Source organism: Nonomuraea endophytica (assembly GCF_014203235.1).
Taxonomy (GTDB): Bacteria; Actinomycetota; Actinomycetes; order Streptosporangiales; family Streptosporangiaceae; genus Nonomuraea; species Nonomuraea endophytica.
The window spans coordinates 299,822-315,169 of the sequence record NZ_JACHIN010000008.1 but is presented as its reverse complement, the minus strand read 5'-3'; the positions used below and the strand labels follow the sequence as shown (position 1 = coordinate 315,169).

The 15,348-nt window shown below is 72.5% G+C and carries 15 protein-coding genes; 12 read left to right on the top strand and 3 right to left on the bottom strand.

Annotated features, from left to right (window positions below; translation table 11 throughout):
• Nucleotides 1-21 precede the first annotated feature (21 nt).
• Nucleotides 22-1,971 (bottom strand): FtsX-like permease family protein, encoded by a 1,950-nt coding sequence (locus tag HNR40_RS29235; protein WP_184966907.1) that lies wholly within the window; start codon nucleotides 1,969-1,971, stop codon nucleotides 22-24.
• A complete protein-coding gene (locus HNR40_RS29230) occupies nucleotides 1,968-2,717 on the bottom strand; it encodes an ABC transporter ATP-binding protein (protein WP_184966905.1) in 750 nt (249 codons plus the stop codon). The genes HNR40_RS29235 and HNR40_RS29230 overlap by 4 nt, the downstream gene beginning before the upstream one ends.
• A gap of 191 nt (nucleotides 2,718-2,908) precedes the next feature.
• Here HNR40_RS29230 and asnB point away from each other — a divergent pair, with 191 nt between their 5' ends.
• From asnB to HNR40_RS29170, 12 genes are read left to right on the top strand one after another with little or no spacing between them, the layout of a single operon-like run.
• Nucleotides 2,909-4,762, top strand: coding sequence for an asparagine synthase (glutamine-hydrolyzing) (gene asnB, locus HNR40_RS29225; RefSeq protein WP_184966903.1), 1,854 nt, complete (start codon nucleotides 2,909-2,911; stop codon nucleotides 4,760-4,762).
• 19 nt (nucleotides 4,763-4,781) lie between these two features.
• Nucleotides 4,782-5,906: an enduracididine biosynthesis enzyme MppP gene (gene mppP / locus HNR40_RS29220; RefSeq protein ID WP_184966901.1), complete on the top strand. Its 1,125-nt coding sequence runs from the start codon at nucleotides 4,782-4,784 to the stop codon at nucleotides 5,904-5,906.
• Nucleotides 5,903-7,021, top strand: a complete 1,119-nt coding sequence (locus tag HNR40_RS29215) for an aminotransferase-like domain-containing protein (protein WP_184966899.1) — start codon at nucleotides 5,903-5,905, stop codon at nucleotides 7,019-7,021. Before mppP ends, HNR40_RS29215 begins: the two co-directional genes overlap by 4 nt.
• Nucleotides 7,022-7,023: 2 nt before the next feature.
• On the top strand, nucleotides 7,024-7,341 hold the full coding sequence (locus HNR40_RS29210; protein WP_184966897.1) for a TcmI family type II polyketide cyclase: 318 nt from the start codon (nucleotides 7,024-7,026) through the stop codon (nucleotides 7,339-7,341).
• 2 nt (nucleotides 7,342-7,343) lie between these two features.
• Nucleotides 7,344-7,796 carry an SRPBCC family protein gene (locus HNR40_RS29205; protein ID WP_184966885.1) on the top strand — a complete coding sequence of 151 codons (453 nt, stop codon included), beginning with the start codon at nucleotides 7,344-7,346 and terminating at the stop codon, nucleotides 7,794-7,796.
• A 4-nt stretch (nucleotides 7,797-7,800) separates the two neighbouring features.
• Nucleotides 7,801-8,265, top strand: a complete 465-nt coding sequence (locus HNR40_RS55125; RefSeq protein WP_184966882.1) for an anthrone oxygenase family protein — start codon at nucleotides 7,801-7,803, stop codon at nucleotides 8,263-8,265.
• Entirely contained in the window at nucleotides 8,262-8,837 is a 576-nt protein-coding gene (locus HNR40_RS29195) for an antibiotic biosynthesis monooxygenase family protein (RefSeq protein WP_184966880.1), read from the top strand. Before HNR40_RS55125 ends, HNR40_RS29195 begins: the two co-directional genes overlap by 4 nt.
• 9 nt (nucleotides 8,838-8,846) lie before the next feature.
• On the top strand, nucleotides 8,847-10,475 hold the full coding sequence (locus HNR40_RS29190) for an acetyl-CoA carboxylase carboxyltransferase subunit alpha (RefSeq protein WP_312896551.1): 1,629 nt from the start codon (nucleotides 8,847-8,849) through the stop codon (nucleotides 10,473-10,475).
• 4 nt (nucleotides 10,476-10,479) lie between these two features.
• Nucleotides 10,480-10,950, top strand: a complete 471-nt coding sequence (locus tag HNR40_RS29185) for an acetyl-CoA carboxylase biotin carboxyl carrier protein (protein WP_184966878.1) — start codon at nucleotides 10,480-10,482, stop codon at nucleotides 10,948-10,950.
• Nucleotides 10,947-12,296: an acetyl-CoA carboxylase biotin carboxylase subunit gene (locus HNR40_RS29180; RefSeq protein ID WP_312896550.1), complete on the top strand. Its 1,350-nt coding sequence runs from the start codon at nucleotides 10,947-10,949 to the stop codon at nucleotides 12,294-12,296. Before HNR40_RS29185 ends, HNR40_RS29180 begins: the two co-directional genes overlap by 4 nt.
• On the top strand, nucleotides 12,293-12,952 hold the full coding sequence (locus HNR40_RS29175) for a class I SAM-dependent methyltransferase (protein WP_184966875.1): 660 nt from the start codon (nucleotides 12,293-12,295) through the stop codon (nucleotides 12,950-12,952). The genes HNR40_RS29180 and HNR40_RS29175 overlap by 4 nt, the downstream gene beginning before the upstream one ends.
• A 10-nt stretch (nucleotides 12,953-12,962) precedes the next feature.
• Nucleotides 12,963-13,970 (top strand): methyltransferase, encoded by a 1,008-nt coding sequence (locus HNR40_RS29170; protein WP_184966873.1) that lies wholly within the window; start codon nucleotides 12,963-12,965, stop codon nucleotides 13,968-13,970.
• 707 nt (nucleotides 13,971-14,677) lie between these two features.
• On the opposite strand, the gene HNR40_RS29165 is transcribed toward HNR40_RS29170, so the two are convergent.
• Complete coding sequence (locus HNR40_RS29165; RefSeq protein ID WP_184966871.1) at nucleotides 14,678-15,337, bottom strand: JAB domain-containing protein; 660 nt, start codon at nucleotides 15,335-15,337, stop codon at nucleotides 14,678-14,680.
• Between the last annotated feature and the right edge of the window lie 11 nt (nucleotides 15,338-15,348).

Sequence of the window (15,348 nt, the reverse complement as noted above, 5' to 3'; positions counted from 1 at the left end):
TGCCTTGGCGAGCCGCGCCCGCTAGGCGGCCGCTTCGGCGACCGAGGTGCGGCGGCGCAGCAGCAGGGCCGTGGGGACGAGCGCGGAGACCACCACGACCAGCACGCAGGCCAGCGCCACCAGCCCCGCCTCGGTCCACGGGAACGCGGTGGGCACCTCAAGCCCGAGCCCGCCCAGCACCCCGCGCAACCCCAGCACGGCCACCACGGTGACCGCGCCACCGAGCAGCACGCCCGTGGCGGCCACGCACAACGCCTCCCACAGCGCCATCCGCAGCACCTGAGCCCGCCGCGCACCGAGGAACAGCAGCCGCGCGAACTCCCCGCGCCGCGCCCCGAACGACAGCGCCGAGGTGTTGGCCACCGCGATCAGCGTGTACGCCACGGCGAACCCGGCCAGCGCGATGGCACCGATGCGCATGCCCTCCTGCCGGGCCCCGCTCACCATGGCCATGATCTCCACGGTGTCGAACACCTTCAGCTTGGGCCAGCGCTTCTCCAGCTCGGCGCGGATCGCCGCGGGCCGGTCGGCGGAGACGTGCACGGCGCTCCAGCCCGCGTCCGCGCCCTTCAGCATGCCCGGCGGCACGAGCAGCCCGCCGCCCAGCGGTGAGCCCTCGTAGAGCGCCGCCAGCCGCGGCGTCGCCTTCACCCCGCCCGCCAGCTGCAACTCGACCTTTTCGCCGAGCCGCCAGCCGAGCGCGGCGGCCTGGCGCCGGTCGGCGGCCACCGCGCCCTCGCGCAGCGCCTCCAGGCTGCCCTCGACCTTGGTGAGGTTCATGACCTGGCCGATCCCGGCCGGGTCCACGCCCTGCGCCGGCACCGTGCGGGTGGTGCGGTTGGCGTGCACCTCCACCTCACCCGACGTCACCGGTACGGCCGCGCCCACCCCGGCCCGCCCGCCCAGCCACCGGGCCGCCTCGGCGCTCCCGGTGCCGGACACGACCAGGTCGGAGCGCCACACCTGCTTGGCGTCGGCGGCCATGGCCTCGCCGAGCAGCGTGGTGCCGCCGAGCAGCGACCCGGCCAGCCCGACCGTGATGAGCACCGGCGCGGCGGTGGCCGCGGTGCGCCGGGCGGCCATCCGCACGTTCTCCCTGGCCAGCTCGCCGGTGGCGGCGGTCCAGCGGGCCAGCGGCGCGGCCACCAGCGCGCTGATCCAGGACGCGAAGACCGGCGACAGCAGCGCGAAGCCGATCACCAGCGGCATCGAGACGAACATCGTCAGCGGCATCCGCCCGTCCGGCGGAGCCACCGGCACCAGGGCCAGCATGCCGCCGCCGGCGGCGAGCGCGGCCAGCCCGCCCAGCCAGCGGCCCTTGCCGATCGGCCGGTCGGCCAGGGCGGCGGCGCGCAGGGCCTCGACGGGACGTACGGCGGCGGCGCGGCGGGCGGCGGCCACGGTGGCGACCAGGCCCACGAGCACCCCGGCGGCGAAGCAGCCGGCCAGCGCGCCCGGCGACAGGCTCGGGGTGAAGGCGGCGGGCAGGAGCTCCTGCGAGCGCAGCAGCGCCGCCATCGCGGCCATGAGCGGCCCGGCCAGCAGCACGCCCAGCGTGGATGCCAGGATCGCGGCGAACCCCGATTCGGCCAGCACCATCCACCGCACCTGCTGGGGCGCGGCGCCGACGGTGCGCAGCACGGCCAGCTCTTTGCGCCGCTGGGCGACGATGAAGGCGAAGGTCCCGGCCACCACGAAGACGGTGACGAAGGCGCCGATCACGGCCAGCATGACCAGCAGCGCGCCGGATTCCGACACGGCCCGCCGTACCGCCTCGGGGGTGTCGGGCGGGAGGGCGGAGCCGGAGGCCAGCATCGAGGTCGCGCCGCCCGCGAAGGCGACGCCCAGGGCGAGCGCGATCACCGCGCCCGCGAAACCGGAGACGCGGCTGCGCAGGGTGCGCCAGGCGACCGAGAGCAGGGTGCGGGTGCGCACACCCGGCCGCGCGGGCAGGGCGGAGATGGTGGTCACGCCGCCTCCAGTTCGGCCAGGCGGGCGGCGACCGTGCGGGAGCTGGGCTGACGCAGCTCGTCCACGAGGAGGCCGTCGGACAGGAAGAGCACGCGGTCGGCGTGGGAGGCGGCGAACGGGTCGTGCGTCACCATCACCACGGTGTCGCCGCGCTCGTCGACCAGGCGGCGCAGCAGCGCCAGCACCTCGCGGCCGGACTTGCTGTCGAGGGCGCCGGTGGGCTCGTCGGCGAAGATCACTTCGGGCTGGGCGGCGATGGCGCGGGCGATGGCCACGCGCTGCTGCTGCCCGCCGGACAGCTCAGCCGGGCGGTGTCCCATGCGCTCGCCGAGGCCGACCAGCGTGAGGACCTCGCGGATCCACGCGCGCGGCGGGCGGCGGCCCGACAGCCGGATCGGCAGCGCCACGTTCTGGGCGGCGGTCAGCGAGGCGATGAGGTTGAAGGACTGGAAGACGAAGCCCAGGCGGTCGCGGCGCAGCTCGGTGCGCCGGCGCTCGTTGAGCTCGCCCAGGTCGGCGCCGCCGATGAGCACCTTCCCGCCGGTCGGCTGGTCGAGCCCGGCGGTGCACTGCAGCAGCGTGGACTTGCCGGAGCCCGACGGGCCCATGATCGCGGTGAAGGAGCGGGCGGGGAAGGTGGTGCTGACCCCGCGCAGCGCGGCGACCTCGTTCGGTGCCTCGCCGTAGACGCGGGAGAGGTCGATCAGGCGTACGGCGTCCGTCGTCACGGTGGCGGTCTCTGTCATGGGTCCCAGTCAACCGGGATCGGGCGCGAAAGACCCGGGCGGCGACGAGAGATCCGGGGGTGGTGTCAGCACTACCACCGCCTGGACCAAGCGGGCTGGCTCCCGTCTGGATCACGGCTACAGGCCGCGCCGAAACCGGGTTGCCACCATACCGGGGCAAGCGTCCCCGAATCGCGCGGAGGAACTGGCGGATGGCCGGCATCGCAGGATGGGTGGATTTCCACCGTGATCTCGCATTGGACCGCAACATCGTGCTGGCGCAGCTCGGCGCGCTCGCGTGGCGCGGCTCGGACGGCGAGGGCCTGTGGGCCTCCTCGCGCGCCGTGCTCGGCCACCGGCGCAGAGCAGCGCTCGACCTGGGCGGCGGCGCCCAGCCCATGGCGCACGGCGGAGCCGTCCTCGCCTTCGACGGCGAGATCTACAACCACAACGCGCTTCGGGCCGAGCTGAAGGCGCTCGGCCACACGTTCACGACCCGCAGCGACACCGAGGTGTTGCTGCACGCCTACCTGGAGTGGGGCGAGCGCTGCCCGGAGCACCTGGACGGCATGTTCGCCTTCGCGATCTGGGACAGCGGCCGCGAGCGGCTGCTTCTGGTCCGCGACCGCATGGGCGTCAAGCCGATGTTCTTCTATCCGACCGTCTATGGCGTCGTCTTCGCCTCGGAGCCGAAGGGCGTGCTCGCCCACCCGCTCGTCGAGCGGGTGGCCGACCTCGACGGGCTGCGCGAGCTGCTCGCCTTCACCAGCAGCGTCGGCCGCAGCCCGGTCAAGGGCATGCGGCGCGTACGGCCCGGCGAGGTCGTCACCGTCAGCCGCTCCGGAGTCCACGAGCACCGCTACTGGCAGCTCACGGCCCGGCCGCACACCGACGACCACGAGACCACCGTGGCCCGCATCCGCGAGCTGCTCGAACACTCGGTGGCTCAGCAGCTCGACGCCGACGTCCCGGTGGGCGTGCTGCTGTCCGGCGGCCTCGACTCCAGCACGGTCGCCGCGATCGCCGCCAAGACCCTGGCCGATCGGGGGGCCGAGCGGGGCGACGGGCCGCTGCGCACGTTCACCGTCGGCTACCCCGGCGGCGCCGCGGGCGGCCCCGGGCCCATGCGGGCCAGTGAGGACGCGCCCTACGCCCGCGAGGTGGCCGCGTACATCGGCTCCGAGCACGAGTTCGTCGAACTGGACGGCGTCGCCGTCACCGACCCGGTGCTGCGGCGCACCGCGGTCGCCGCCCAGCAGGACCTGCCGGTCGCCGCGCCCCAGTTCCCCGCCTCCCTGCGGGCGCTGGCCAGGCGCGTCAGCGAGAAGGTCAGCGTCGTGCTGGCCGGCGAGCAGGCCGACACCGTCTTCGCCTCCTTCATGGGCATGGACCGGCCCGAGGTCGTCGCCGCCCAGACCTATCCGTGGGTCGCCGCCACCGCCCACCACCTGCCGCCCGACGGGCTCGGCACCGGGCTGTTCGCGCCCGACCTGCTCAAGGAACTCGACGTGCCCGGCTACTGCGCCGACAGGTACCGCGAGGACCTGGCCGGCATGCCGTACCTGGAGGGGGAGGACCAGGACGAGCGGCGCATGCGCGAGATCTACTACCTGCACCTGCAGGGGTGGCAGGAGTTCGGCTGCGCGCTCGACGACGGCGTCAGCCTGGCCGGCGGGCTGGAGCTGCGCTGGCCGTTCTGCGACCACCAGCTCGTCGAATACCTCTTCAACGTGCCGTGGGCGATGAAGACCTTCGACGGCAAGCCCAAGAGCCTGCTCAGGGCCGCCGTCGCCGACCTGCTGCCCGCCTCCGTCCTGGAGCGGGGGCCCAGCCAGTTCCCCACCGGCCGCGACCCGGGGTACGCGCCGCTGCTGAAGTCGGAGCTCGGCCGGCTCCTCGACGACTCCGGCGCCCCCGTCCTGCCGCTCATCGACACGGGCAGGGCCAGGGCGCTGCTGGAGTCGCCGATCGAGCCCAAGCGGGCCTGGCGCGACCTGACCGACATGGAGTCGGTCCTGCAGATCAACCAATGGCTTGACCAGCACAGCATCCGGATTTCCCGGTAGAACACGACGGGGCGTAGAGATGATCTCGAGCAATGTCAACCTCACCGAACTCGAAATCCTGGCTCTCGACAGCGAGCTGAACGTGGCCGACGGCCACGCCCGCCAGGAGCTCAGCGACGGCCAGCAGCGCATCATCGACGAGCTGTCCACGCTCTTCCAGAAGGCCGCGATGCAGCCGATCGCCGACCTGGAAAGGACCGCCCACCGGACCTTCTTCCAGCTGCTCGGCCAGCACCGCTACCCCGTGGGCGACAACGCGGTGCTCAGCTGCTACGCCTCGTCCGTGGCCATGGAGATCCTGGCCAGGTCGCTGGTGACGACGTCGGACGCGGTCGGGCTGGTGCATCCGACCTTCGACAACATCCCCGACATCCTGCGCGGCGTGGGGCTGCGGCTGGTGCCGGTCGAGGAGGAGCCGCTGCACACGGGGGACCCGGCGCTGGCCGTACCGGAGGGGGTGGGGTGTGTCTTCATCACCACGCCCAACAACCCGACCGGCCGGGTGCTGTCGGCCCGGCGGCTGGCCGAGGTGGCCGAGGTGTGCAGGGAGCGCGACGTCGTGCTGGCCCTGGACACCTCCTTCCGCGGCTTCGACACCCGCGCCCACTACGACCACTACGCGGTGCTGGAGGCCAGCGGCTGCCGGTGGGTCGTCATCGAGGACACCGGCAAGCTCTGGGCGACGCTCGACCTCAAGGTCGGCCTGCTGGCCTACAGCCGCAACATCGGCCTGCCCATCCCCAAGATCTACTCCGACATCCTGCTCGGCGTCTCGCCGTTCATCCTGACGCTCGTCGAGCACTTCGCCGAGGACGCGGCCAACGGCGGCCTGTCCGACCTGCACGCCTTCATCGCCGAGGGACGCGCGATCGTGCGCGGCGTCCTGGGCGACGTGCCCGGCGTCAGCTTCCCCGACCCCGACAGCCGCGTCAGCGTGGAGCGGGTCGACCTCGGCCACCTGAGCTGCGACGACATCTGGGACGAACTGCACAAGCGTCAGGTCTACGCGCTGCCCTGCACCCAGTTCCACTGGGCCGAGCCCGCCCGCGGCGACCGCTCGCTGCGCATCGCGCTGGCCAGGCCGCACAGCTCCATCCGCGCCGCGGCCGAGGAACTGCGCGCCGTCCTGCTGGCCGCGGGGTGAGCCCGTACTGGCGTACCGGAATCGTGCAGGACGTCGCGCCGCCCGGGATCACCGACCTGGCCCCCGGCTACCTCGACCCCGCCCTGCTCCCCGTGGACCTGCTCGCCGCCGCCTACGACAAGGCCTTCTCCCGGTACGGCCCCGCCGCCCTCTCCTACGGCGAGAACCAGGGCGTCCAGCCCCTGCGTGAGGCCCTGGCCGAACGCGCCGGCTGCGGACCCGAGCACATCCTGATCACCGCGGGCACCTCCCACGCCCTGCACATGCTGGCCACCACGCTGGCCGAGCCCGGCGACGTGGTCCTGTGCGAGCCGACCGCCTACGACTACGGCAAGCAGATCTTCACCGACCGGGGGCTGCGCCTGGCCCCGTTCGCCGCCGACGACGCGGGACCGGAGCCGGACGCGCTGGCCGCCGCCGTCCGCAGGCACCGGGCCGTCGGCAGGCGGATCGCGTTCGCCTACCTGATCCCCACCTTCCACAACCCGACCGGGCGGCTGGTGGGGGAGGAGCGGCGGCTGGCGCTGCTGGACGTGGCCCGCGAGCACGACGTCCTCGTCGTGGAGGACGACGCCTACGCCGAGCTGTGCCTAGACGAGCTGCCCATGCCGAAGCCGATGGCCGAGCTGGCCGGGTACGAGGGGGTGGTCAGGCTCTGCTCGTTCGCCAAGACGCTCGGCCCGGGGCTGCGCCTCGGCTGGATGCTGGCCGCCCCGGCCATGGTGGCCTCCGCCGCCGCCAGCGGGCTGCTGTCCAGCGGCGGCGGGCTCAACCACCTGGCCTCGCTGGCGGTCACCACCCTCATCGAGGACGGCGGCTACGACACCAGGCTCACCATGCTCCGCAAGGAGCTGGGCGCCCGCCGGGACGCCCTGGTCAAGGGCCTGGGCACGGCCTGCTTCGCCCGGCCGCCGCACGGCGGGTTCTTCCTGTGGGTGCGCGGCGCCAGCGAGGAGCACATGCTGGCCGCCGCCGCGCGGGCCAAGATCCGGGTGGCCGCGGGCTCCCGGTTCGGGCGGCCGGCGACGCCCGCCGTACGCCTGAGCTACAGCTTCAACCCCCCGGACACCCTCTTCCAGGCCGGCCGCCGGCTGACCCAACACCAGAAGGGATGACCATGCAGCGAACGCTCATCGTGGCGAAGATGGACGCGGCGAACGCCGACGCCGTCGCCGCCCTCTTCGCCAAGTCGGACGCCTCCGAGCTGCCCCACCTCATCGGGGCCTCGCGGCGCACCCTGTTCCGCTTCCACGACCTCTACTTCCACCTGGTCGAGGCCGGCGAGGACATCACCGACGGGCTCTACAAGGCCAGGAGCACCGAGCTTTACAAGGAGCTCAACACCGGCCTCAGCGAGTTCATCTCGCCCTACGACCCGAACTGGCGTGAGCCCAAGGACGCCATGGCCACGCCCTTCTACCACTGGGAGGCCTGATCATGGCCGGCCACACCGACAACGCCATCGACATCGCCGCCCCGCTCGACCTGGTCTGGAAGATGACCAACGACGTCGAGTCGTGGCCCGAGCTGTTCAGCGAGTACGCCGCCACCGAGATCCTCGCCCGCGACGGCCACACGATCAGGTTCCGGCTCACCATGCACCCCGACCCGCAGGGCAACAAGTGGAGCTGGGTCTCCGAGCGCACCTCCGACCCCGAGACCAGGACCGTACGCGCCCACCGGGTCGAGACCGGCTGGTTCAAGTACATGAACCTCTTCTGGGAGTACACCGAGACCGCGCCCGGCCAGGTACGCATGCGCTGGGTCCAGGACTTCGAAATGAAGCCCGTCTCCCCGGTGGACGACGCCGCCATGCGCGAGCGCCTCAACACCAACACCGCTGTCCAGATGAAGCGGATCAAGGGCCTGGTCGAGCAGGCGGCGGGCTGAGCCGATGGGCGTCCTGGTCTCACAGATCTCCATCGCGCTGAGCGGCCTGGTCGCGGGCATGCTCCTGTGGTCGGCGATCGGCGGCGTGCCCTGGATGCGCCGCCTGCCCGCCGGCGAGTACGTGCGGCTACACCAGTACTGGTCGCCACGGTTCGACCCGCTCGGGCCGATCATGGTGATCGGCGTGCTGGCGTGCGACGTCTACCTGCTGCTGGTCGCGCCCACCAAGGGCGCACGATACCTGCTCGGTACGCTCATCGCAGCGCTGGTCGCGGTCATCGTGATCTCCGCGACGCGCAACGCCGTGCTGAAGAAGCGGGTCATGCGGCTCGACCCCGACGACCTGCCCGAGGACTGGTCACAGCGCGACCCGCGTCCCGCCTTCGGCAAGTGGAACATGGTCAGGACCGTCATCACGGTGCTGGTCTTCCTCGGCAACGTCGAGGCCATGGCGGTGTACACGCTGTGACCTTCCGCGTGCTGCTCGACATCCAGGTACGGCCCGGCCAGGAGGACGCCTTCGAGCGCACCTGGCGCGAGGTCGCCGAAAGCATCGCCGCCCACCCCGCCAACCGGGGACAGAGCCTGCTGCGCGGCGAGGACGCCTACTACGTGATCACCGACTGGACCGACGAGTCCGCGTTCCGGCAATTCGAACTCAGCCCCGCGCACGTCGACAACCGCGCGCGGCTGGCCCCTTACCGAACAGGAGGCTCCATGGCCACCATGCCGACCGACCACGAGCGGGTCCGGGTCATCCTCTGGTACCGCGTGCCGAAGGAGGAGGTGCAGCCGCTGTCGAAGACGTACCAGCAGATCAGCGAGCAGCTCGTCGGCACCCCCGGCATGCTCGGCAACGAGCTCCTGCACTCCCAGGTGAACGAGACCACCATGGCCGTCACCAGCTACTGGGAGAGCGCCCAGCACCTTCAGGACTGGGTGCACAGCAGCAGCCACCGCCACACCAGCCCGCTGCGCCCCTACCTCGACACCGACCGCGAGCAGCCCTACGAGACCTTCACCGTGGTCTCGGCGTTCTAGGAGGAAGTCGTGGAGGAGAGGTGGATCCGCTGCCGGCGCTGCCAGGCGATGATCCATCACCGCCGGTTCGGCAGGGCGCTGGGCGTCTGTCCCGAGTGCGGGTGCCATCATCCCGTCACCGCAGGGCAGCGGGTGGAGCAGCTGCTCGACCCGGGCTCGTTCCGGCCCTTCGAGACGCCGGAGGTGGTGGAGGACCCGCTGGGGTTCGTCGACGCGGTGCCGTACCCGGAGAGGATCGCGGCGGCGCGGGCGGCGACCGGCCTGCACGAGGCCGCCGTCGGCGGCCGGGGGACGATCGGCGGGCGGCCCGTCGTGCTGGTCGTCATGGACTTCCGCTTTCTCGGCGGCAGCCTCGGCGCCGCGGTCGGAGAGCTGGTCACGCTGGCCGCCGAGACCTCGGCGGCCGAGCGGGCGCCGCTGATCACCGTGACCGCCTCGGGCGGCGCCCGCATGCAGGAGGGCGTGATCGCGCTCATGCAGATGGCCAAGACCGCCCAGGCCTTCGCCGGCCTGGACGCGGCCGGGGTGCTGTCGGTCTCGGTGATCGCCGATCCCACGTTCGGCGGGGTGGCCGCCTCGTTCGCGACATTGGCCGACGTCATCCTCATCGAGCCGGGGGCGCGGCTGGGCTTCGCCGGGCCGAGGGTCATCCAGCAGACGATCAGGCAGGAGCTGCCGGAAGGCTTCCAGACGGCCGAGTTCCTGCTGGAGCACGGGATGGTCGACGCGATCGTGCCGCGCTCGGGTCTGCGCGCGACGCTGTCGTCGCTGGTATCGGCTTCTTCGGATGTCTCGCCGGATTTCGAGGCTGTCGCGCCGTTCATCCCGCCGTCGCGTGAACCCTGGGACGTGGTACTGCTGGCGCGCGAGACCGGCCGCCCCACCACCGCCGACTACGCCGGCCTCATCCTCGACGACTTCCTGCGCCTGCACGGCGACCGGGTCTTCGGCGACTCCCCGTCGATCGTGGCCGGCATCGGCCGCCTCGACGGGCTCCCGCTGATGCTCATCGGCCACCAGAAGGGCCACACCACCCGCGACCGCACGGCCTCCAACTTCGGCATGCCCTCGCCCGAGGGCTACCGGATGGCCGCCCGGCTGATGCGCCTGGCCGACAAGCTCGGCCTGCCCGTCCTCACCCTCGTCGACACGCCCGGCGCCTACCCCGGCCTGTCCGCCGAGGAACGCGGCCAGGCACTGGCCATCGCCGAGAGCCAGCGGCTCATGGCCCAGCTCACCGTGCCCGTCGTCACCGTCGTCACCGGCGAGGGCGGCAGCGGCGGCGCGCTCGCGCTCGCCGTCGCCAACCGGGTCCTCATCAGCGCCAACGCCTGGTACTCCGTGATCACCCCCGAGGGGTGCGCCTCGATCCTGTGGAAGAGCGCCGCGGAGGCGCCGAGGGCCGCGGCCGCGCTCAAGGTCGAGGCGGGCGAACTGCTGCGGCTGCGCGTGGTGGACGCGGTCGTCGAGGAGCCCGACGGGGGCGCGCACACCGATCCCGCCAAGGCCGCCGCCCTGCTCGGCGCCGCCGTCCGCGCCGCCTTCGCCGAACTGCTCCCGCTGTCCGGCCCCGAGCTGGTACGGCAGCGCCGCGACCGGTTCCGGCGCTTCGGCGTCCCAGAACTCACCCGGAGGTGAATCCATGACCGAGCTCCCCAACGACAGCGATTTCGACACGCTGTGCGAGGCGGCGACCAGACTGGTCTCCCTGCTGCCGCACCCACCGGCCACGCTCAAGATCTCGCACGGGCTGGCCAGCGCCGAGCTGACCTGGAGCGACGGCTTCCCCGCCGTGGTGACCACGACGGTGGACCCGCCGCTTCCCGACGACGGCCACATCCAGGTACGCGCCCCGCTCGTCGGCACCTTCTACCGGGCGCCGGAGCCGGGGGCGGCGCCGTACGTGTCCGTCGGCGACACCGTCGAGGTCGGCCAGCAGATCGGGATCGTCGAGTCGATGAAGCTCATGAACCCGATCGTCGCCGAGGCCCCCGGCCGCGTCGTCGAGATCCCCGCCGCCGACGCCGCGCCGGTCGAGTACGACCAGCCGCTCGTGGTCATCGCGCCCGGCGACTCCTCGGCCTGCGACACCCTCTTCCCCGGGTCCCGATGATGTTCGGCACCGTGCTGATCGCCAACCGGGGCGAGATCGCGCTCCGGGTGGCGCGTACCTGCCGGGAGCTCGGCATCAGGACCGTCGCCGTGCACTCCGCGGCCGACGCGCCGCCCGACTGGGCCGACCAGACCATCAGGATCGGCCCCGCCCCGGCCCGGCGCAGCTACCTCAACGCCGCCGCCCTCATCGAGGCCGCCCTGCAGTCCGGCGCCGACGCCGTCCACCCCGGCTACGGATTCCTGTCGGAGGACGCCGAGTTCGCCCGCATCTGCGAGGAGTACGGGCTGACGTTCATCGGCCCGTCCGCCGACGTCATCGAGGCCATGGGCGACAAGGCCGCCGCCCGCGCCACCATGAGCGCGGCCGGGGTGCCGGTGCTGCCCGGCAGCCTGCACGCGGTCGAGGAGGAAGAAGGCCGCCGGCTCGCCGACGAGGTCGGCTACCCGGTCGTCATCAAGGCCGTGGCCGGGGGCGGCGGGCGCGGCATGGCGATCGTGCACTCCGGCGCCGGCTTCTCCGACTCCTACCGGCGGGTGCGGGCCGAGGCCCAGCTCCTGTTCGGCGACGACCGGGTCTGCCTGGAGCGCTACCTGCGGGCCGCGCACCACGTGGAGATCCAGGTGATCTGCGACGCGCACGGCAACGCCGTACACCTGGGCGAACGCGACTGCTCCACCCAGCGGCGCCGCCAGAAGCTCCTGGAGGAGAGCCCGTCGCCCGCCATCGCGCCCGAGCTCGCCGAACGGATGGCGCAGGCCGCGCTCGCCGGCGCCCGCGCCATCGGCTACCGAGGACTCGGCACCTTCGAGTTCCTCGTCGACGACGACACCGGCGACTACTTCTTCATCGAGACCAACTGCCGCATCCAGGTCGAACACCCCGTCACCGAACTGGTCACCGGCCTCGACCTGGTCAGCGAGCAACTCGCCGTCGCCTCCGGCCTCCCTCTGCCGTTCCGGCAGGAGGATGTCGTACGGCGCGGCGCGGCGCTCGAATGCCGCATCAACGCCGAAGACCCCGAGCGGAACTTCGCCCCGGCCCCCGGCCTCATTGAGGAGTTCACGCCGCCCGGCGGCCCGTTCGTCCGCGTGGACACCCACGTGCGCGCCGGAACCCGCATCCCGCCCGACTACGACCCCATGATCGCCAAGATCGTCACCTGGGGCGCCGACCGGGACCAGGCCATCGACCGCATGGACCGGGCCCTGTCCGAGCTGCGCGTCTCCGGGCCGGGACTGCGCACCAACACCGCCTTCCTGCGCGAGGTGCTCGCCACCCCCGTCTTCCGCAAAGGCGCCCACACCACCGGCTTCATCGACCACCTCACCAAGGGAGAGACATGACGACCCTTCCGGATACCGAGATCAACCTCGTCCGCGACGAGAAAGGAGAGGTGACGCTCTACATCGGCGACGTCCAGGCCATGCAGGGCTGGGAACGTTCCCTCATGTGGCGCTCCGCCGACCTGCTGTGCGAACGCGGCGGCGAATTCCTGGAGGTCGGCCTCGGGCTCGGCTACTCCGCCCTGCGCATCGCCGGGCGCGCCGACACCTACCGGCACACCGTCGTCGAGAAGCACCCCAAGGTCATCGAGCTGTTCCGCGAGGCCAACCCCGACGTGCCCGCCACCCTGGAGATCGTCGAAGCCGACTTCTTCGACTACGTCGAGACCCTCCGGCCCGAAAGCTACGACGGCGTCTTCTTCGACCCCGAACTGCCCAAGGCCATCTTCGAGGACCGGGCCAGGCTCGACGCGTTCATGCCCAAGGTGGTGCGCGCGCTGCGCCCCGGCGGCACGTTCGTGCCCATGTTCTCCCTCGACGGAGACGTCCCCGACGCCGCCACCTGCACCGCCTCCGCCGCCACCATCCTCGAACGCTACCTGCGCTTCTTCGACCGCGTCGTCGTCGAGCGGCAGCCGTACCACGCCTACACCACCACCGCCTACACGCCGAGCACCCGCGGCGACGCCTTCATCCTCTGCTTCACCAAGGACTAGGAGACAGCCCATGACGCTGACCGCAGCTTCCCTGATCAAGACCGCCACCGGCTTCTACGAGGCCCAGGCCCTCTACGCCGCCGTCGAGCTCGGCGTCTTCTCCAAGGTCGCCGACGGCCCCGTCCCCTTCGAGCGTCTGCGCGACGACCTCGGCCTCCACCAGAACGTCGCCGGCGACTTCCTCGACGCGCTGGTAGCCATGCGCCTGCTAACCCGAGACGCGAGTGGCTACGGCCCCACCGCCGCGGCCAGCGCGTACCTCACCCCCGGCGCCCCCGAGTACATCGGCGGCTTCCTCGCCCTCAACCAGCGCCGCCTCTACCCCGCGTGGGGCGACCTGACCTCCTTCCTCAAAACGGCCGCCAACCTGGCCCACGGCGCCAAGGTCGACGACCCCATGCCCGCCCTGTACGCCACCCCCCAGCGCACGCGCTCCTTCGCCGAAGGCATGGACGGCTACGCCACCCTCCTCGGCCGCCCCATCTCCGAAAAGTTCGACTGGTCCTCGGTCAAGTCCTTCGCCGACCTCGGCGGCTGCCGCGGCATGCTCACCACCCGCATCGCCGCCGCCCACCCCCACCTGGAAGGCGTCACCTTCGACCTGGCCCCCCTCAACCCCCTATTCGACGAGCTGGTGGCCTCTACCGACTTGGGGACCCGAGTCCGCTTCCAGGCCGGCAGCTTCTTCACCGACCCGCTGCCCGAGACCGAGGTGTACGTGATCGGGCACGTGCTCCACGACTGGGTCGAGTCCCAGCGCCGCCAGATCATCCAGCGCGCCTACGACCACCTGCCCGCGGGCGGCGCCCTGCTCATCTACGACAGCATGATCGACGACCAGCGGGAGGAGTCGGCGTTCGGGTTGCTGATGAGCTTGAACATGGCGCTGCTCAGCGGCTCGTCGGAATACACGATCGCGCAGGGGGAGGGGTGGCTGCGCGAAGCCGGCTTCCAGGTAGACAGCCCGGTAGCCCTGAACGAACTAACCACCCTCCTAATAGGCCGCAAGCCCCAGTAGCAGTAGACCGGCGCCGGGCCGACAAAAGTCCCCGGCGCCACCCACCCCTACCCACCCACCACTCCCTGCCCACCTCGCCCCTCCCACCTGCTACCCGCACACCCTGCTCCACCCCGCACGTCCCGTCCGCTACCCCCCACACCGCACAGCCCTCTCGCCCCGCCCCCGCCCCTTCCACTCGCTACGCCCACACCCCTTGCCCCACCCCGCACGTCCCGTCCGCTCCCCTCCACACCCCTGCTCGACCCCGCAGTCCCGTCCGCTACCCCCACACCCACAGCCCTCCCGCCCCCGCCCTCGCCAACACCCTTCGCGTCCCCACCCGCACCCCCGCCCGTCCCTGTCCCCTCCGCCCGCATCGACGCCCCACCCCTCTACCGCCGATCCCCACGCTTGTCCGGCGCCGCGTCGGCGAGACGTTGCCCGGCGGCTCCCGGCGCCACGCGCACAGCCTCCGCCCTCCCGCCCCCACGACCGTCCCCGCCTCCCGCGCCCCCACGTCACCCGTCCACGCCCGCCCCCACGCTTGTCTGGCGCCGCGTCGGCGAGACGTTGCCCGGCGGCTCCCGGCGCAACGCGCACAGCCCCGCCCTCCCGCCCTCCCGGCCCAGCCCCGGGGTCTCGGCCCACCCAACCGGGCTCTCGACCGCCCAAGCTCTCGGCCCCCGGGCACCCCCGCCCACGCCGTACCCCCAGCCAAAGCGCGGCTACGCGGTAGGGATGCGGCGCCACGCGGTGTCGGTGACGATCAGGTGGTCGAGGAGGCGCAGGCCCACGGTGTCGGCCGCCTCCGCCAGGCGGGTCGTGGCGGCCAGGTCGGCGTGGCTGGGGGTGAGGGTGCCGGCCGGGTGGTTGTGGGCGACCCCGAACGCGGCGCCGCCCATGGTGAGCACGGTGGTGATGATCTCGCGGACCGGGAACGGTGTGTGGTCGGCCCCGCCTTCCGTCAGGACGGTGCGTCGCAGGATGCCGCCCTGGCCGTCGCACACCACGACCGCGAGCCGTTCGCGCGTGTGCCCGCGCAGCAGTGGCGCGGTGACCTCGGCCAGGTCGGAGCTGCCGGTGATTCTGGCCCGCTCCGGCCCGGCCTGCGCCCGCCGTACGAGATGGAAGGCGGCCGCGACGCGGGCGGCCTTCGCGGGACCGACGCCCGGGACGGCGAGCAGGCGGTGGGGCTCGGCGCGGGCGAGTTCGCCGAGGTCGCCGCAGTGCTCGATGACACGCGCGGCGAGCTCGACGGCGCCCGCCCCGCGGAACCCGGACCCGAGCAGCACGGCGAGCAGCTCACGGTCGGCGAGCGCGGCGCCGCCGGACGCCATGAGGCGCTCGCGCGGCCGCTCGTGCGCGGGAAGGTCGTTGACTAGCACGAGAACTTTCT